The 17,272-nt window shown below is 71.9% G+C and carries 10 protein-coding genes; 4 read left to right on the forward strand and 6 right to left on the reverse strand.

Translation table 11 applies throughout. The features are described 5' to 3' along the window. The first annotated feature begins 61 nt into the window (after window positions 1-61). From redH to AC5L3C_RS16770, 3 genes are all read left to right on the forward strand, one after another. Entirely contained in the window at window positions 62-2,752 is a 2,691-nt protein-coding gene (gene redH, locus AC5L3C_RS16760; RefSeq protein WP_493649699.1) for an undecylprodigiosin ligase RedH, read from the forward strand. A gap of 149 nt (window positions 2,753-2,901) precedes the next feature. Beyond that, window positions 2,902-4,185 (forward strand): Rieske 2Fe-2S domain-containing protein, encoded by a 1,284-nt coding sequence (locus tag AC5L3C_RS16765; RefSeq protein ID WP_493649700.1) that lies wholly within the window; start codon window positions 2,902-2,904, stop codon window positions 4,183-4,185. Between the two features lie 54 nt (window positions 4,186-4,239). Further along, window positions 4,240-5,190: a lysophospholipid acyltransferase family protein gene (locus tag AC5L3C_RS16770; protein ID WP_493649701.1), complete on the forward strand. Its 951-nt coding sequence runs from the start codon at window positions 4,240-4,242 to the stop codon at window positions 5,188-5,190. Between the two features lie 66 nt (window positions 5,191-5,256). On the opposite strand, the gene AC5L3C_RS16775 is transcribed toward AC5L3C_RS16770, so the two are convergent. From AC5L3C_RS16775 to AC5L3C_RS16785, 3 genes are all read right to left on the reverse strand, one after another. Continuing rightward, entirely contained in the window at window positions 5,257-7,617 is a 2,361-nt protein-coding gene (locus AC5L3C_RS16775; protein ID WP_493649702.1) for an ABC transporter permease, read from the reverse strand. Further along, on the reverse strand, window positions 7,614-8,294 hold the full coding sequence (locus tag AC5L3C_RS16780; protein ID WP_493649703.1) for an ABC transporter ATP-binding protein: 681 nt from the start codon (window positions 8,292-8,294) through the stop codon (window positions 7,614-7,616). The genes AC5L3C_RS16775 and AC5L3C_RS16780 overlap by 4 nt, the downstream gene beginning before the upstream one ends. A 117-nt stretch (window positions 8,295-8,411) precedes the next feature. Next, entirely contained in the window at window positions 8,412-9,047 is a 636-nt protein-coding gene (locus tag AC5L3C_RS16785) for a TetR/AcrR family transcriptional regulator (RefSeq protein WP_493649704.1), read from the reverse strand. Between the two features lie 359 nt (window positions 9,048-9,406). On the opposite strand from AC5L3C_RS16785, the gene AC5L3C_RS16790 reads away from it, so the two are divergent. Continuing rightward, the gene (locus tag AC5L3C_RS16790; RefSeq protein ID WP_493649705.1) at window positions 9,407-9,889 is read left to right on the forward strand and encodes a nitroreductase family deazaflavin-dependent oxidoreductase; all 483 of its coding nucleotides are present in this window, start codon (window positions 9,407-9,409) and stop codon (window positions 9,887-9,889) included. A 577-nt stretch (window positions 9,890-10,466) separates the two neighbouring features. Here AC5L3C_RS16790 and AC5L3C_RS16795 read toward each other — a convergent pair. Genes AC5L3C_RS16795 through AC5L3C_RS16805 form a run of 3 tightly spaced genes read right to left on the reverse strand, consistent with a single transcriptional unit; the run spans window position 10,467 to window position 17,267 of the window. Further along, a complete protein-coding gene (locus AC5L3C_RS16795) occupies window positions 10,467-11,750 on the reverse strand; it encodes a TIGR02679 family protein (RefSeq protein WP_493649706.1) in 1,284 nt (427 codons plus the stop codon). Continuing rightward, window positions 11,740-15,837 carry a TIGR02680 family protein gene (locus AC5L3C_RS16800; protein WP_493649707.1) on the reverse strand — a complete coding sequence of 1,366 codons (4,098 nt, stop codon included), beginning with the start codon at window positions 15,835-15,837 and terminating at the stop codon, window positions 11,740-11,742. Before AC5L3C_RS16800 ends, AC5L3C_RS16795 begins: the two co-directional genes overlap by 11 nt. Continuing rightward, window positions 15,834-17,267, reverse strand: a complete 1,434-nt coding sequence (locus AC5L3C_RS16805) for a TIGR02678 family protein (protein ID WP_493649708.1) — start codon at window positions 17,265-17,267, stop codon at window positions 15,834-15,836. Before AC5L3C_RS16805 ends, AC5L3C_RS16800 begins: the two co-directional genes overlap by 4 nt. Window positions 17,268-17,272 lie beyond the last annotated feature (5 nt).

The following is a 17,272-nucleotide window of genomic DNA, read 5'->3' on the forward strand; positions in this document are numbered from 1 at the left end:
CAACCGGCCATCCGCCACACCCGGTCCTCCCCGACCGCCTCACATCCTTAGGGCACCCACCATGACCATCCACGCGCCCGGCACCGACTCCGTAACCTGGTCCGACCACCTCCTCCGCCTCGGCTCCGCACCCGGCGCCGACCCAGCGGTCCTCGGTGGAAAGGCGGCCCGGCTCGCCGACCTCGTGGCCGCCGGACTTCCGGTGCCGCCGGCCTTCTGCCTCACCACGACATTCTTCGACGCCTTCCTGGACGCGACGGACCTGGCCCGCGAGCTGCCCGGCCTGGACAGCCGCACCGCCCGTGAGCGGGTGCTCGCCACGGCGATGCCGGCCCCGATGGCCGAGGCCGTGCGCGCCGCGTACGCCGCGCTGGGGCGCCCTCGCGTGGCCGTGCGTTCGTCCGCCCTGAAGGAGGACTCCGCGACCCAGTCCTTCGCCGGCCAGCACGACACCGTTCTGGACGTGGCGGGCGAGGACGACCTCCTGGACGCGATCCTGCGGTGCTGGGCGTCGCTCTGGTCCGACCGGGCCGCCGCCTACCGCCAGGAGGGGGAACCGCCGGGCTCCATCGCGGTGGTGGTGCAGGAGATGGTGAACACCGACGTGAGCGGGGTCCTGTTCACGGTCGACCCGGTCGGCGCGCGACCGCACCGGATCGTCGTCGAGGCGTGCGTCGGCCTCGGCGAGGGCCTGGTCGCGGGCCGTGTCTCCAGCGACTACTTCATCGTGGACGACCGCAGCCTGGAGGTCGTCGAGGAACAGGTGCGCCACAAGGTCACCAAGTGCGCCCCGCTCGCCCCCGGCCGCATCGGCGTGACCAAGGTCGACGGCACGGCACGCACCGCGCCGTGCCTGACCCACGACCAGCTCGCCGAACTGGCGCGCCTGGCGCTGCGGGTGCGCGACCACTACGGCTGCGAGCAGGACATCGAGTGGGGCCTGCGCGACGGGGCCTTCCATCTGTTCCAGACCCGCCCCGTCACCACACGCCCGGCGGCCGAGCCGACCGTGCCGAGCCCGTACGTCTCACCGCAGCCCGAGCACATCGAGCAGGGCACCCTGTGGTCGCGCATGGACATCGGCGAGATCTTCGTCGGCCTCATGACACCGCTGGGACTCAGCTTCGCGAAGTACTACCAGCAGCACGTCCACCTGGACTGCACCTCCGCGCTCGGCGTGCGCACCACGGGGGACCCCGATCTGCCCATGGGGTACGTCCAGGGGCACGTCTACCTCAACATCTCCTACAGCGCGTACGCGATGCAGCAGGCGCTGCCCACCCGCGACCAGCGCCGGTTCACCGACCGTTTCGTGAGCGAGGACGTCGACACCACCCACTACGAGAACCCGTTCGGCACCTTTCCCTCCGGCATCCCGGACGCCCTGTCCGTCGCCTTCTGGGTCCGCACCACCGCCAACGAGATGGCACGGGCGGTGCCCCGGTCCAAGGAGATGGCCGACTCCCGGCTGTACGAGTTCGACCGGGCCCGCGGCCTGGACCTGACGCGGATGCCGCGCAGGGAACTGCACGCCGAACTCGACCGGCGGCTGAGCTACTTCCACGACATGCACGTGGGCTACATGCCGTACTACATCAACGCGTTCGGCTTCTACGGGGTGCTTGCCGAGCTGTGTTCGCGCTGGCTCGGCGAGGACGGCGCCAACCTGCAGAACCGCGTCAAGACGGACATGTCGAATCTGCGGACCGTCGGCTGCGCCAAGGAGATCTGGGCCATCGCGCAGGCCGCCAAGGAGCGGCCGGACGTGCTGAGGATCATCCAGGAGGAGCCGCTGGACGCCGTCGAGGACGCCCTGCGCGCGGACGAGGAGGGGCGCGCCTTCTGGGAACGGCACATGGAACCCTTCCTGCGCGCCAACGGCACCCGGGGCCCGCAGGAGATGGAGCTGTCCCACCCGCGTTGGGTGGACGACCCCTCGTACCTGTTCCAGATGATCCGGCGCTACGCGGCCGACGGCTTCTCGGCCGACGACATCCTGCAACGCGGCAGCAGCCACCACGACGACTCCCGTGCCGCCCTGGACCGTCTCCCGCTCCCGAAGCGGAAGGCGCTTCAGGGCGTCATCTCCCTGTACGAGGGGACGAGCGAACTGCGCGAGACCACCCGGATGTCGATGATCACGTCGATCTGGCTGGTGCGGGCCGTGGTCTACGAGGTAGGGCGCCGGCTGGTGGCGGCCGGTGTGCTCAAGTCCCTGGACGAGGTCATGTACCTCGACTTCGAGGATGTGCGCCGCTACCTCGCCGGCGGTGCCGCGGAGACGGTGGCGTTCGACCGCGCCCGGATCGAGGCGGCACGCCGGCAGCACGAGTACAACAAGCGGCTGCCGGAACCGCCGCTCACCTTCATCGGCCACCACGACCCGGCCACCGCCGTACGGCCGGTGCCGGACGGGGAGATCCTCGAGGGCCTCGGCTCCAGCCCCGGACGGGTGGTGGGCCGGGCCCGCATCGTGGAGGACCTGGTCTGGCAGGCGGACGAGTTCGAGGCGGGGGAGATCCTCGTCACCCGTTTCACGGACGCCACCTGGACCCCGCTGTTCGCCATCGCGGGCGGTGTCGTCACCGACATCGGCTCGATGCTCTCGCACAGCTCGATCGTGGCCCGGGAGTTCAACGTGCCGTCGGTGGTGAACACCAAGCACGCGACCCAGGTCATCCGGACCGGAGACCTGATCGTCGTCGACGGCGACGCCGGAACGGTCGAGGTCGCCGAATCCACCGGCTCCTGACGGCGGTTTTGCACGGGGCCGCGGTACATCGCCGGCCGGAGGGCCGCGCCCGGAGCGGCCGGTGACAGACGAAGAGACAGGAAAGGGCGAAGAGCCAGACCGCAGGACGATGCCCGCCGCCGCGTCGGCGGGCCGGTGAGGAGAGACGGATGATCCCTGATCTGTGGTACCCGATCGCGATTTCCACGGACGTCACCAAGAAGAAGCCCACGGGCCTGCGCCGCCTGGGCATGGAACTGGTGCTCTGGCGCGACCTGGACGACAGGATCGTGGTCCAGGACGCGCGCTGCCCGCACAAGGGGGCCAATCTGGGCGACGGCCGCATGAAGGGCAACACGGTCGAATGCCCGTACCACGGCTTCCTGTTCAACGCCGAGGGCGCGTGCACGCTGACCCCGGCCATGGGCAGGGGCGCCCGCATACCCGGCTCGCTGAAGATCCGTTCGTACCCGGCCCAGGAGAGGTACGGCCTCATCTGGATGTGGTGGGGCGACGACCGTCCGGAGAGTGAGCGTCCGGACATCATCGCGCCCACGGAGATCAAGGAGAACGACAAGCTCTACTCCACGATTTCGTGGGAGAAGCCGGTCCACTACACCCGGTACATCGAGAGCGTCCAGGAGTTCTACCACGTCACCTATGTGCACCGGGATCACTGGCTGAACTACCTGGACTTCAACTTCCTGTACGGGACGCTCGCCAAACTCGGCCTGGACGGAAAGCAGAACTTCCTCAAGGCCACCATGATCCACAACCACCATGTGGAGACGGACGACGACGGAATGACCTTCCGCTACTCGTTCGACCACGGCGAGGAGGACGATCCGGGCAAGAGCATCCACTACGTGATCACGTTCTCGTTCCCGTGCATGGTGCACGTGCAGACCGAGGCGTTCGAGACGACGTCGTGGTTCATGCCGGTGGACGAGGAGCACACCCAGCACATCTTCCGCGTGTACGAGTTCCCGCAGCTGAAGCCCTTCCTGCGGCTCGAGTCGCTGCGGCGCATGATGTCCACGCTCCAGGTGTATCTGGAGAAGTACGTCCAGGATCCGCAGGACTACAAGATCATGGCGAAGCAGGAACCCCGGGTCAGTGGTGGCGGCGTCAACAAGTTCATCCCGGTGGACGAGATGAACGCCAAGTTCATCAAGACCCGCGCCCGGCTCCTGCGGGAAGCCAGGGAACGCCGCAACGAGGCGGTCCACGACAGCGGCGACGGCATGGTCGGCGGTCTGGACATGGCCGAGGACGAGGACGCGCCGACGGCACCGGCCGCGCGCCGTGACATGCCCTCGGCCGGCAGACGGCGCGCGGGTGCCGGCCGCCCGTCGGTGAACGGCAACGGCAACGGCGTCCGGAAGGGCCGCTCCGGCGCTGCCCTGCCGCCGGGCGAGGAGGTCGCGAACCGGTCGGGGACCGGGGCCAAGTGAGCCTTCGGCAGGACGGATCACCCGAGGAAGACGGCGAGCGTGACAGGAGACGCAATGTCCATCGAAGAGGACTCGGCCCCGGGCGCCCGGAACCGCGACGGGCAGCGGACCGAGACGTCCGCACCCGGCGCCGGGACGGAGAGCAAGGACCCCTCCTTCGTCATGGAAGTCGTACAACAGCTGCTGGCCGAAGGAATGGACCTGTTCGGCCGGCTGGCCTCGGAGGACGGCGCGGTCGACGACTTCGGGTTCGACCCCGACCTGGTCGACGGTGCGCTGCTTCCGTTGCTCCGCCCGCTGTACGAGAAGTACTTCCGGGTCGAGGCGGAGGGCCTGGAGCACGTGCCGGACGACGGCGGCGCCCTGGTGGTGGCCAATCACTCCGGGACCCTGCCGGTGGACGCGCTCATGCTTCAGGTGGCGCTGCGCGAGAAGCACCCCGCCCGGCGTGCGGTGCGGATGCTCGCCGCCGACCTCGCGTTCGACTTCCCGGTGCTGCGCGACCTGACCCGCAAGCTGGGCCATGTGCGCGCCTGCCCGGAGAACGCTCTGCGGCTGCTCTCCGACGGTGAACTCGTGGGCGTGATGCCGGAAGGCTACAAGGGGCTCGGCAAGCCCTACGAGGAGCGCTACCGCCTGCAGCGCTTCGGCCGGGGCGGCTTCGCGGCCGTGGCGCTGCGCACGGGGCGCCCGATCGTTCCGTGCTCCGTAGTCGGCGCCGAGGAGATCTACCCGATGATCGGCGAGTCACGCACCCTCGCGCGGCTGCTGAACCTGCCGTACTTCCCGATCACCCCCACCTTCCCCCTGCTCGGGGTGCTGGGCCTGGTGCCGCTGCCGACCAAGTGGACGCTCCGGTTCGAACCGCCGGTGCACACCGACATGTTCCCGCCGGACGCGGCGGACGACCCGCTGGTGGTGGAGAAGCTCGCCGGCGAGGTGAAGGACACGATCCAGCACCGGCTGAGCGAGACGGTGCGGCACCGCGGTTCGGTCTTCCGCTGAGACGTGTCCCGCGTGGTGGGGCCCCGGGCCGCGGCCCGGGGCCCCACCACGTGCGCGGGCCGTGCGCTACTGCGCCCGCTCCCGCACCACCCGTGCGATGTCCAGGGACCGCACCATCCGTACCGCGGGGATCTGCGACAGCAGCGACGCCCCCAGCACGGCGACGGCGGCGAGCAGGAGGGAGGACCAGCCCAGGGTGAGCTCCATGGAGAACATGTCGCTGTTGAAGGACTGGATGGACGCCCAGGCGGCCCCCGCCCCGGCGAGCAGCCCGAAGGGCGTCGCGATCGCGGTGGCCGTCAGATTCTCGACCGCGAGGATCCCCGCGATACGCCGCAGCGGTACGCCCGCGGCACTCAGCGTCGCCAGCTCGGAGGTCCGTTCCGCGACGTTGACGGTCATGGTCACGTAGATGACGGTCAGCGCGAGCACCGCACCGAGCGCCAGCATGACACCCACGAAGATCCAGAACAGCTTGAGGAAGCTGTCGAACTGGCGCTTGACCGCTTGCGCGTCCGCATAGGCCACCACACCCGTCATCCCGGTGATCTCCGATCGCACCTGGTCACGTGCCGAGGTGCCGGTGCCCGGCGTGAAACGCACCTCGTAGGTGCCGGGCTCGGCGCCGGTCAGCGACCGGACGGTCTCCGGCGTTCCGTAGAGCGCGGTGCCGAGCGGTTCGTCCAGGAGCCCGACCAGGCGCACCTCCGTACTGCGGCCGGCGCTGCTCACGGTCACGGTGTCGCCGACCGACACACCCAGCTTGTCGGCGAGCGGCTCGCCCCCGAGGATGCCCTCGTCCGGCAGCTTCTCGCTGCCGCCGTCAGCACCGCGGAAACCGTGCATCCGGGTGTCCGGGCGGTAGCCGGTCAGCGAGGTCCGGTACGAGCGGCCGTCCGCGCCGACCGACACCGGGGCCGTCGTGACCCGCTCCACCTCGGCGACGTGGTCCACCGCGCCCAGCGCCTGCGTCAGGTCCGGTGCGCCGGGGGCGGCGGTGATCGTGGCGTCCTGCCGCTGCACCTCGTTGAACTGCGTGTCCATCATCGACCGCATGCTGGCGAGCAGCCCGACGGACGACAGCACCACGACGAGAGCGAGCAGGGTGCCGGTCATCGTGGCCACCGTCCGCCGCCTGCTGCGGGTCAGTTCACGCAGCGCGAGACGGCCGATCACCGGCACGCGCCGGGCACGTGCCACCGCGCGGCTCCACGGTCCCGGTGGCTTCAGGGTGCCCCCGTCGCCCCGCATGGCCTCCGCGGGGGCGGCCCGGGACGCCGCGAGCGCCGGAGCGATTCCGCCGGCCAGGCCGACCACCACGCCGAACAGCACGCCCAGCACCAGGGTGAGCGGCCGCCCCTCGACCACGGTGTCCGGAATGCTGAGCCCCTCGGTGTAGGCGTGGGTCAGCCCCGAGGTGGCGAGGGCGCCCAGGCCGGCACCGGCCACCGCGCCCGCCGTGCCGGCGATGAGCCCGTGCCCGAGATAGTGCCGTACGACCACGGCGCGCGGCGCACCCGCGGCGAGGAAGGTCGCGATCACCTTGCGCTCGGACAGCACCAGGCGGGTGATCAGGACGTAGGCGGCGATGGCGGCCGCCGTGAGGAACAGCATCGGGAAGAGCACGGCCAGTTGCTGGAAGCCCTTGAGGTCCTCGTGCAACACGGCGTTGGACGCCTGGTCGTCGGCCTCGGTGACATCGGTGGCCCCGGCCCGGCGCAACGCGTCGGCCGCCTTCGCGAGATCGTCGTCGGAGGCGGAGTCCTTCATCCGTACCAGGGTCTGCAGGCCCGCGTCCGGGCCCGCCAGCTCGCGGGCCGTCGCCTCGGGGGCGAAGACGACCGCGAAGGAGTGCGGGTCGGACAGGGCTTCCTGCCGGTTGCGCGCGGGCCACAGGTACTCGGGGGACACCACGACGCCGCGCACGGTGAGCGTGCGCCAGTCGTGGCCGTCGAAGGCCCGCAGATGGTCACCCGGTCCGAGGCCGAAGGTGTCCGCGGCGTGCGTCTCCAGCAGCACGCCGTCGGGCGCGTCGGCGCTCAGGGCCCTGCCGGACTTGAGGTCGACGGCATTGACCGGGGGCTGCCCGGTGGCCGGCATGCCCACCACCCGCCCGAGCAGTTTGTCCTTGCCGAGGCGAACGGGCAGATCCTGCTGGGTGCGGTTGGCCACGGCACTCACGCCGGGGGCCTTCCGCGCGGCGTCGGCGGTGCGTTGCGCGTCGCCGCCGGAGGCGGTCAGGTCGGCGAAGTCCAGCCGCTCATAACTGCGCTTGTAGGAGGTGTCCAGATTGCGGAAGGCGTCGTAGCTGGCGATGAACAGCAGCACACCGACCATGACGGTGATCGCGATCGCGATGAACTGCGGCAGCCTGCGGCGCAGGTCACGACGCGTCTTGGCGAGGAGGATGCCGTGCACGCCTGTCACCAGCCCACGGAAACGGCGTCGGCGGGCGTCGCGTTCTTCTCCATGGACGAGATGTTGCCGTCCCTCATGGTGATGACGCGGTGCGCGATGGCGGCGACCGCGGCGTTGTGGGTCACCATCAGCACGGTGCGGCCCTGCCGGTTGGTCTCCTGCAGGAGCTTCAGGACCGACCTGCCGGTGGCCTGGTCCAGGGCGCCCGTGGGCTCGTCGGCCAGCAGCAGGTCGGGGTCCGTGGCCAGGGAGCGGGCGATGGAGACCCGTTGCTGCTGGCCGCCGGAGAGCTGGGCGGGGAAGTGGTCCATGCGCTCGGTCAGTCCGACGGCCGCGAGCAGTTCGGGCACCCGGCGGCGGTCGCCGCGGCCGGTGAGCTCGATCATCACCTCGACGTTCTCGCGTGCGGTCAGGGTGGGCACCAGGTTGAAGAACTGGAACACGAATCCGATCCGGTCCCGGCGGAAACCGACCAACTCCCGTGGCGGGCGGCCGGTCAGGTCGACCCCTGCGACCTGGATCTCTCCGCCGTCGGCGCTCTCGATGCCGCCGATCACGTTGAGCAGTGTGGTCTTGCCGGAGCCGCTGGGGCCGAGCACGACCACCATCTCGCCGGGCTCGATCTCCAGGTCGACGCCGCCGAGCGCGGTGAGTGCGGTCTCACCGCTTCCGTAAGTCTTGGTCACTGAACGCAGGCGCACGCTTCCGCGTGGCGCCGTCACTTCTGCCATCGGTCTCTCCTCGGAGATTCGGCGATGGCGCGGTGTCCTCGGCGGCCGGGGTGCCGTCGGCGACACGCGTCATCATTCAGCGGATTCGGGGGAGTTCGGTGCCATGGGGTCCACGCCGGCGGATTCGGGGGAGTTCGCCGCCGTGGGCTCGACGCCGGCCATCCGGAAAAGAGGGCCGGTCAGGGATGCGGCGCGCAGCTCGGGGTCGAGCATGCGGTGCAGCACCAGGCCGTCGAGGGCGGCGCTCAGCACGACGGCGGTGGCCTCGGCGTCTTCGACGCCCTGGGCACGGAGCCACTGACCGGTGGCCGCGCGATACTCCCGCAGCAGCGTCGACACCTCGACACGCAGCCGTTCGACCCGGGTGGCGGCGAGCAGGGTCTCGCTCATCAGCACCGTCAGCGGATCGTCCGCGGTGTACTGCCCGACGACCTTCAGCATGTCGCTCAGCCCGGTCGGCGTGTCATGGCCGTCGAACAGGGCGACCACCCGCCTCAGTTCCCGCCGGATCGTGTCGAGGGCCGCTTCCACGAGCAGGTTGGTGACGGTGCCGAAGTGGTAGTGCACCACTCCGGGCCGCACACCGGCCCGCTCGGCCATCTTCCGGGTGGTGGCGGCGCCCCAGCCTTCCTCCACGATCAGTTGCACCGCGGCCTCGAGCAGGCTTGCCCTGGTCTGCTGGCCTCGGGCGGCGGAATCCGTCGTCATGATCGCGCTTTCCTCCATCTGCTTCGACGATCCTGTGACCGATCCGGACTGTAGGCCTCGGCGTCTCCCGAACAATTTGAACTATCGCCTTGGACAATCGCCTTGGACCATCGACCAAGTCGATACCCCCAAGGTAGCAGCCGGTTCGCGGAGCACTAGGGGACGTCGATCGGGTGTGCTACGTTGTCGCCACGAACTTGGACGTTCGACCAAGACGATCGGCCAAACCGATGCGTGCCACCCCGGCGGCCGCGTCGGGCGCAGGTCGAGGCCCGGGCTCTGTCGGGCCTCACCCCTTCACCCCCCGGCACTGACGGCCGGTCCACGAGCCACGGCCCTTCGACTGCGGGAGAAGAACCATGGAAGTCGTCAAGAAGGTGCAACCGCCGTCCGGGCCGCTCGGTTTGCTGCTCCGGCTGCCGGTCCACTTCTACAACGCCGGCCTCGGATGGCTGTTCGGGAACCGCATGCTGCTGATCAATCACGTGGGCCGGGTCACCGGAAAGCAGCGCCAGGTCGTGCTCGAACTCATCGAGCACGACCGCGAGAAGGGCCGCTACGTGGTCGCCTCCGGCTGGGGGCACAAGGCGGCCTGGTATCGCAATCTCCTGCACACCCCGGATGTCACGATCAAGGTCGGCAACCGCAGCATCCCGGTCACGGCGGTGCCGATGCCGCCGGAGGAGGCGATCGACTTCATGGAGGCCTACTACTGGCGCAACCGGCACATGGCCAAGCGCCTGCTGCCCCACCTCTACGGCTACTCGGTGGACGGCTCGCGGGCGGACTTCCGGGAAGTGGCGGAAAACGTACCCGTGATGACGCTCGTCACGCGCGCCTGACACACCGCACCTCCGCCTCCCGCGCGAGGCCCCTTCGACCGCTGCCCCGGAGCGACCATCCCCCCGCCACCGGGGCAGCCCCCGATGACGTCCGCTCAGGTCGACCCATCGGGAGCCGCCTCTTGGATTCGAACCCGAGTCACGCATGACGAGGGCACCTCGCCGCAGGCCACGCTCATGCTCGCCGCCGGCATCGACTGGCCAAAGCTGCCCCGAGCAACGCAAAACCCCGGTCACGTTCAATGTGACCTGGGCTTTTTTCAGAGCCGCCTTCGGGATTCGAACCCAAGACCTACGCATTACGAGACCGTAAGGGATCATGCTGCCTCGTACCAGCTGGTACTGCCTGATGCCGTCCTGTCTGATCAGAGCGGCTGCGGTGTCCTGAAACGAGGTCGTCCGGGAATCCTGGCTCGGGCCGCTCGCCGCTGCCCAAGCCCGGCAACCGTCGACGGTGACGCGATCATCGGAACCGCCGACGAAGAGTCCCATGTGCCGGTGACCGGAATGGGGATCCCCCAGGGACGACGGAGGAAGTCGGCGTTCGGGATCGTTCTCCTCGGGCGCTGTCGCCGGATCAGGCACGGGTGAGGTCGGACAGGAGTGCGGGCAGGAGGCGTTCCTCCATGACCGTGCTGCCCGACGCCTCCATCGCGAGGGCCAGTCCGGGGTCCCAGGGGCTGGCCGCGGGCGGTCCCGCGAGTCGCGTGGACCCACCCTCCCGGAGGGCTGCTGTGTAGTCGGCGGCCGTCATCCGCCAGGGGTGGGCACCGTGTCGGGCCATGGCGTTCGCGGTGATCCGCAGGCCGGCCCAGTCGAAGTCGGCGCGCCAGTGCAGCCGGGACCCCGCGCGTACGGCGTCGCCGAGCAGTTTGTGGCAGGCCGCGGACGGGACGCCCTCGGTGCAGACAAGGGCGGCGCCGGTGTCCTGCAGTTCGCCGGCGGCGGCGCGCAGGACGGCCGGGTTCTCGCAGACGAAGATGGTGCGGGCGGCGGGGACGACGGGGTCGGTGGCGAGCTGGTGGAGGGTGAGCCGGAAAGGGATGCCGAAGCCGGCGGCGTCACGCAGCCAGTCGCAGACGACGGTGTCGCCGTCGGCACCGATGTTGAGGACGAGCACTTGGCTGGCGAGGTCGTCCGCGATGGCGCCGGCGCTCTCCCACAGGGCGCGCCGCCCGGCCCGGTCGGGCGGTACCTCCGAGCCGCCGCCGGTGCGCTGGGCGAGGGCCCGCAGGACGAGCTGTTCCAGCGGGGCGCCGGACACGAGGGCCTTGGTGTCGCCGGTGGCCCACTCGGCGAGGACCGGGAGCGGCAGGACGCCGGGAACCCGCTTCGGGGAGCCCGCAGGGCGGTCCCCGTCACCGGTCAGCCCTTCCAGGACACGTACCGCCGCGTCGAGGAGCGGCGCGTCCCCCCGACGTACGAGACGGGTGAGCGTGCCGTCCGCGACGATCCGGTCCAGCCAGGCGGCGAACCATCCCAGCCCGGCGAGCCGACTGGAGTGGGCCGACTTCAGGGCGTCGTCGCGGCGTGCCTCCTCTTCGGCCCGTTCGGCGGGCCGGTCACGCAGCGGCCCGTGGAGACGGCCGAGGGTCTGGAGGAGACCGGTGCCGTACCGGTCGTGCAGATACCCGTCCAGATCACTCAGGGGTACGGCGAGGCGCTTGGCGGTCTCGGGCCGGTAGCGGCCGGTGATCCCGATGACGGTGCGGCGCTCGGCCTCGCTGGGTGTCGCGAGCCCGATGTCGCCGTCGAGCGCGCCTCCGGTGCGCTCCAGCCTGCGGCGGGCGACGGCCAGCAGCCGGGTCCATCCCTCGCCCCGCAACTCGTCGTAGGCCGACGGCTCGCGCTCAGTGGACAACCGCGGCCTCCTCGGGCGTCGGGACGCGCCGGGTGCCGGGCGAGCCGAGGGCGGCGGTGAGGTCCCCGGTGTCGTCGGCGAGGAGCCGGGCACCGTCCCAGACGAGCAGCAGGGCGGAGACGGTGTGGTCGACGGCGGTGTGCGCGAGGTCGTAGTGGGCGGCGGCGGACACGGAGGCGTGGGCGGCCCACAGGTCGTAGCCGGTCATGAACAGGTCGAGGTCGAACTGGGCGGCCAGCGACATGAGTTCGCCGCGCCCGGTGTCGTCCACGCCCGCGAAGGCCTCGTCGAGGGCGAGCAGGCGCGGGGCGTGCGGGTCGGCGGAGTTGAGCATGGCGTGCGCGGCGGCGAACAGCGGCAGGTGCAGCGACACGGACTGCTCGCCGCCCGACAGGCGGCTGTGCCGGGCGCGGGTGAGCCGCTCCTCGCTCTTGTCGGGGCGTACGAGCTGGAACGCGAAGTGCCGCCAGCACCGGTAGTCGAGGACCTCGGCGAGCAGTTCGCGGTAGGGCTGGTCGCGGTGGCGGGCGCGGGCGGTCTTGATCTGCGCGGCGAAGTGCGTGCGCACCCTGGCGAGACCGTCGGGGCCGAGGCGGGCGGCGTCGGCGTCGAGGAGGGAGCAGACGGCGCGCTGCTCGTCGTCGAGATGGTCGGCGAGCAGCCAGCTCACCCCGACCGTCGTCCCCGATGACATCGTCCGCTTGCGCATGTCGGTGTTCATCCGCCGGATCAGGTCACGGGCGTCGACGGTGCGGTCGTGGATCTGCTGGGCGAGCCGGGTGAGCAGGGCGTCCTCCAGGATGCGCTGCTCGGACTCGGAGAGCAGTTCCGCCTGGTCTCGGCGGTGGGAGGAGATCTTCTGGGCGAAGGCGGCGACGGGCAACGGCCCCTCCTCGTCGGCCACGCGCACGAGGATGACGCCGTCGGAGCCGTCCCATTCGGGCCGGTAGTCCTGTCCGGCGGCGGCGAGCTGCGCCTGCAGGTCGTCCAGGGCCCTGGTGAGCCGGGTGACGGACTGCTTGAGGCTGGTCTCCGTGGGGGTGAGGTCGCGGGTCGCGGCCAGGACCGCCTCGTGTACGGCGGCCACGGCCGGCGGGAGTGCCTCGCCGGTCCAGTCGGCCTCCTGGGCGGGCCAGGCGAGGCCGGGCGGGCAGCGCAGGATGTCGAGGAGCTCGCGGGCGGCGTACGGGCGCAGACCACGGGCGGTGTCCTTCTCCTCCGCCGCGGCGACCGCGCCGGCTTCGGCGGCGGCCGTACGGCGGGCCTCGGCCGCGGCGGTGTCCGCGATCGCGGCGTGCTGGGCGGTGCGGGCCTCCTCGGCCTCCCGGACCAGGGCGTCGATCCCGTCCTCGGCCTCCTGCACCTGCCGCATCACCTCCTGCGCCTCGGCCCCGACCGCCGCTTGGAGGGCGTCGAGTCCTGCGGCCTCCTCGGCATGCCGGCGGCGCGCCGCACGTTCGGTGTCCGCCGCCGCCTCCTCGTCCTCGGCGGCGGCGGTGAGCCGGTCGGCGCCCGCCTGGGCGGCCTCGGTCTGGCGGGCGTGTTCGCGACGGCGGGCGGCGAGTTCGCGGACCGCCGCCTCGAAGGCGCGGGTGGCGGTCTCCACGGCGTCGACGCGCTCGGTCTCGATGCCGTGCTCGGCGGCGGTACGGCGCAGGGCGCGCTCGGCGACCGAACAGGCGGCCACCGACTCGTCGTACGAGCCCTGGGCCGCGTCGGCGGCGTCACGGGTGGCGCGCAGCCGCGCCGCGGCCCGGTCGAGTTCGCGCAGGGCCTGCGTGATGCCGGTGGTGCGGGGCAGCGCGGCGCGGGCGGCGGCGTACGCGTCGAGGGCCGCGTCCGTACGGGTCCGCACGCGCCCCAACTCGTCGAGTTCGGCGGCCAGTTCGGCCAGCAGCGCCTCGCAGGCGGCGATCCGGGCGGCGCGCCGACGGGCGCGGGCAGTCGCGCCGACGTACTCGGCGTGCTCCTTGGTGTGGGCGCCGACCAGGACACCGGCCGCGTACCGGCCGTCCGGACCGATCTGCGGGGTCCCGGTGTCGAGGTCGCCGGTGACGGCGACCGAGCGCAGTACGGCGGTGATGCGGGCGGCCGGGATCGCGGCGTCACCCGCAGGGGTCTCGGGGACCTCGGGTCGCAGGAGGTCGGCGAGGCTCGGGCCGTTCACTGGGGCACCGGCCCGGAGGTAGCCCTCGCTGTGCCCGGCCGCCACGGGGATGTCCTCGGCGGTGACCAGGGCGTCGAGGAGGCCGGACGCCTCCAACGCCGCTTCCAGATCCGCACATTGACGATCAGCCAGGTCGCTTTCGAAAGCGACGAGTCGCCACAGGGGCACACCGTCACCGGACGCCCTCTCGGCGGTTCGGCCACGGGCCGGGGGCGGGGCGTCGTCGTACTCGGCCGCGATCCGGTCGCGTTCGGCCTCCGTGTCGGCGCGGCGGCGCTCGACATCCGTGCGCCGGGCGCGCAGGGCGGCGAGGGTGTCGCGCAGTTCCTGTACGGCGGGAGCGGTGGCCTCGGTGAAGGCGTCGGCGAGCGTGACCGCGTCGGCCTCTCCGGTGAGTTCGAGGGCTTCGGCGAGCCGGCTGGCATCCTCCTCGGCCAGCAGCGTGCCGTGTGCTTCCGTCCACCGGCCGAGCGCTGTGCAGGCCTCTTCGCGGGCGGATTCGAGGGCCGCCTCGGCAACCGTCTCGGCGGTTTCGGCCGCGGCGACGGCCTCCTGCGCGCGGTCGAGGGAGACCCGGGCGAGGTCGCGGGTCTGCTCGGCGCCGCGTGCCGTCTGCTGGGCGGCGCGCACGGCCCGGACGCCCTCGTGGCGGGCGGCGGCAAGCACGGATGAGCGTTCGGTGAGGCGGGCGGGCTCGGCGTCGGCCGGGGTCCAGGGGAGGCCGGCGGTGTGGGCGTGGTCGGCGACGGTGGCGGCATCGCGGGAGACGGCGGCGTCGAGTTCGGCGGCGATCCGGGCGGCGTGTTCGGCCTCGGCGCGGGCGCGGCCGGTGGCTGCCGTACGGCGCTCACGCTCGGCGGTCGCCTGCCGGGCGGTCTGCTCGCAGGTACGCACCAGCCGCTCCAGGTCGGCCAGTTGCTCGACGGCCTGGTAGGCGGCGGAGGAACGCAGCTGGTCGAGGCGGGCGCGCTGGGCGGCGAGCGAGGCATCGGCCGACTCGGCGCGCGTCTCGGCGGCGGCCTGCGCCTCGCGGGCCGCCGTCAGGTCCGCTGCGGCGGTGCGCAGGGCGGCGGCGCGCTCGGCGGTCTCGGCGCGGCGGGCGGTGAGCCGGTCCGCGGCGGCGCGGGCGTGGACCCGCAGATAGGTGGAGTAGCTCGCGAGGAAGGCGCGGGTGGCGTCGTCGGCGGCGGCCAGGCCCTCCAGGGTGCGCTGCACGGACTCCATGTCGTCGAAGGAACGGGCCGCCTCGGCGATCAGGTCGTCGTCGAGCGGGCGCAGGCCGGCGGTGAGGGTGTCGGAGAGCTTGGCCGGGTCGAGGTTCTTGGCGAGCTGCGGGCGGCGCAACGTGAGGATCAGGGTGAGCAGTTGCTCGTAGCGCTCCGGACCGAGGCCGAACAGGCGCCGGTCGACGGCGGCGCGGTAGTCGGCCGTGGAGACGATCAGCTCGCGTCCGAGTTCGGCGGCGAGCTGCTTCTTCGTCATCGGCCGGTCGTCGGGGGTGAGGAGGGAGAAGTCCTCGCCGACCCGGCCGTCGGCGACGAAGTGCCAGCGGGCCGGCGTGTCGCGGTGCCGCTGTGCGTGCAGCCCGATGCCGCAGGTGACGGCTTCCCCGGTCTCCCGGTGGGTGAACTCGATCCAGACATAGCCGAGCGCGCTGTCCTGCCCGCGGAAGAGCAGGTTGGACTTCATCGTGCGGTCCTCGGCGGCGAACGGGTTGAGCCGCTTGGGGTCGATGCGCCCGTCGAGGACGAACGGGAACAGCACTTCCAGCGCCTTGGTCTTGCCGGACCCGTTGGGGCCGCGCAGCACCAGCCAACCGCCCGCGAAGGAGAACTCCTCGTCCCGGTAGTCCCACAGGTTGATGATCCCGGCGCGGGTGGGGACGTAGCGGGCTGCCGGTGGGGGGGCGGGAGTGCTCACGGAGTCGCGTCCTTGGCGGTTTCGTCGTCGAACAGGGCGGTCTGGGCGGGTGGTTGGGGGGCCGTACGGGTCTTCACCCGGGCGGTGACCCCTCGGTAACGGGCGAGCAGAGGCAGCGCGAGGGCCCCGCCGTCGACCCGAACGATCAGCGACATGGCGGCCAGCAGGTCGAGAGCCTGGTCGAGCAGCCGGTCCGGGTCGCCGCGCAGATCGGCGGCGAAGCCCGCGCCGTACTCGCCGATGATCTCCTTGAGCCTGCCCCGGAGCCAGGAGTCCGTGACGAAGGGGTACCGGGTCTCGCCCGGCTCGTGATCCGCGTCGACGGCCGTCTCGTACGCCGACTCCTCATCGGGCTCGGCGAGTTCGGCGAGTCCGGTGAGTTCGGCGACCGTCCCACGCGACGGCAGCGCGCCATCGATCCGCCGGGCGCGGGCCGCGAGGCGTTCGGCGGCCGTGGGTGCGGGCAGCAGTTCGAGAGCGTGCCGTCCGGAGCGCTGCACGGCGGCACTGATCCGGGCGGCGAGGAGCAGCGCGGCCTGCGCGACGGTTCCGCCGCCGGGGAAGCGGAGGTCGGACAGCCTGCCGGAGGTGTCGACGAGCGCCACGCCCTCCGCCCGCCGCTCCACCGACAGCCCGGTCAGCCGCTCCAGGTCCTCGGCGAGAGCGGGCGCCCGCAACTGGCCCAGGAGTTCGGTGTCGGCGTCGGCGTAGTACGCGACCGGGTTCTCCAGCACCAGGCGGCGGGCGCGGCGGGCCTGGTCGCGGCGCTGAGCGGCACGGCCTGCGGACAGTCCCAGCGCGCCGGAGGAGTCCAGCAGCGCGGTGACCGAGGTCAGATGCTGCAGGACCCGGGTCGGGTGGTGGACGGCGAGGAGGACCTCGCGGTCGATGTCGTACAGGGCCTCGGCGCGCTCGGGATCGCCTGCCCAGGCGGTGGCGGAGCCGTCGGCGAGGGTGAGCGCGCCGCGTTCGGTGAGCCAGGTGACGGCGTCGACGTAGGCGTCCCGGTCGGGTTTGCGGGCGGTGTCGAGGCCGAGTCCGTCGATGCGTACGGCGTCGGCGGCGACCGCGTCGGCCAGTTCACCGAGCGCCACCTGCGCGCCGTGGCGGCCGAGGGCCGCGAGGGTGAGGACGAGGTAGGCGTAGCGGCGGCGGTCGAAGGGGCGTCCCGCGCGGGTGAGGGCCGGGCGGGTGGTGTCCAGGCCGTCCTGGGCGCGCTGGAGCCGGACGGTGTCGGCGGTGGTGACGAGCCGGTACCCGAGCACCTCCATCAGGTCGGTGCGCAGCTGATCGGCCCAGCGGCGCACGGTCGCCAGCGCCGCCTTGTCCGGGTACGCGGGCGTGACCAGGGGGTGTCGCAGGACGAGCCGTACCGCCTTCTGGTAGTCGGCGAGTTCGAGCGCGGAGACGCCCTCGGCAACACGGCTCATACGAC

This window comes from Streptomyces speibonae (genome assembly GCF_984686075.1).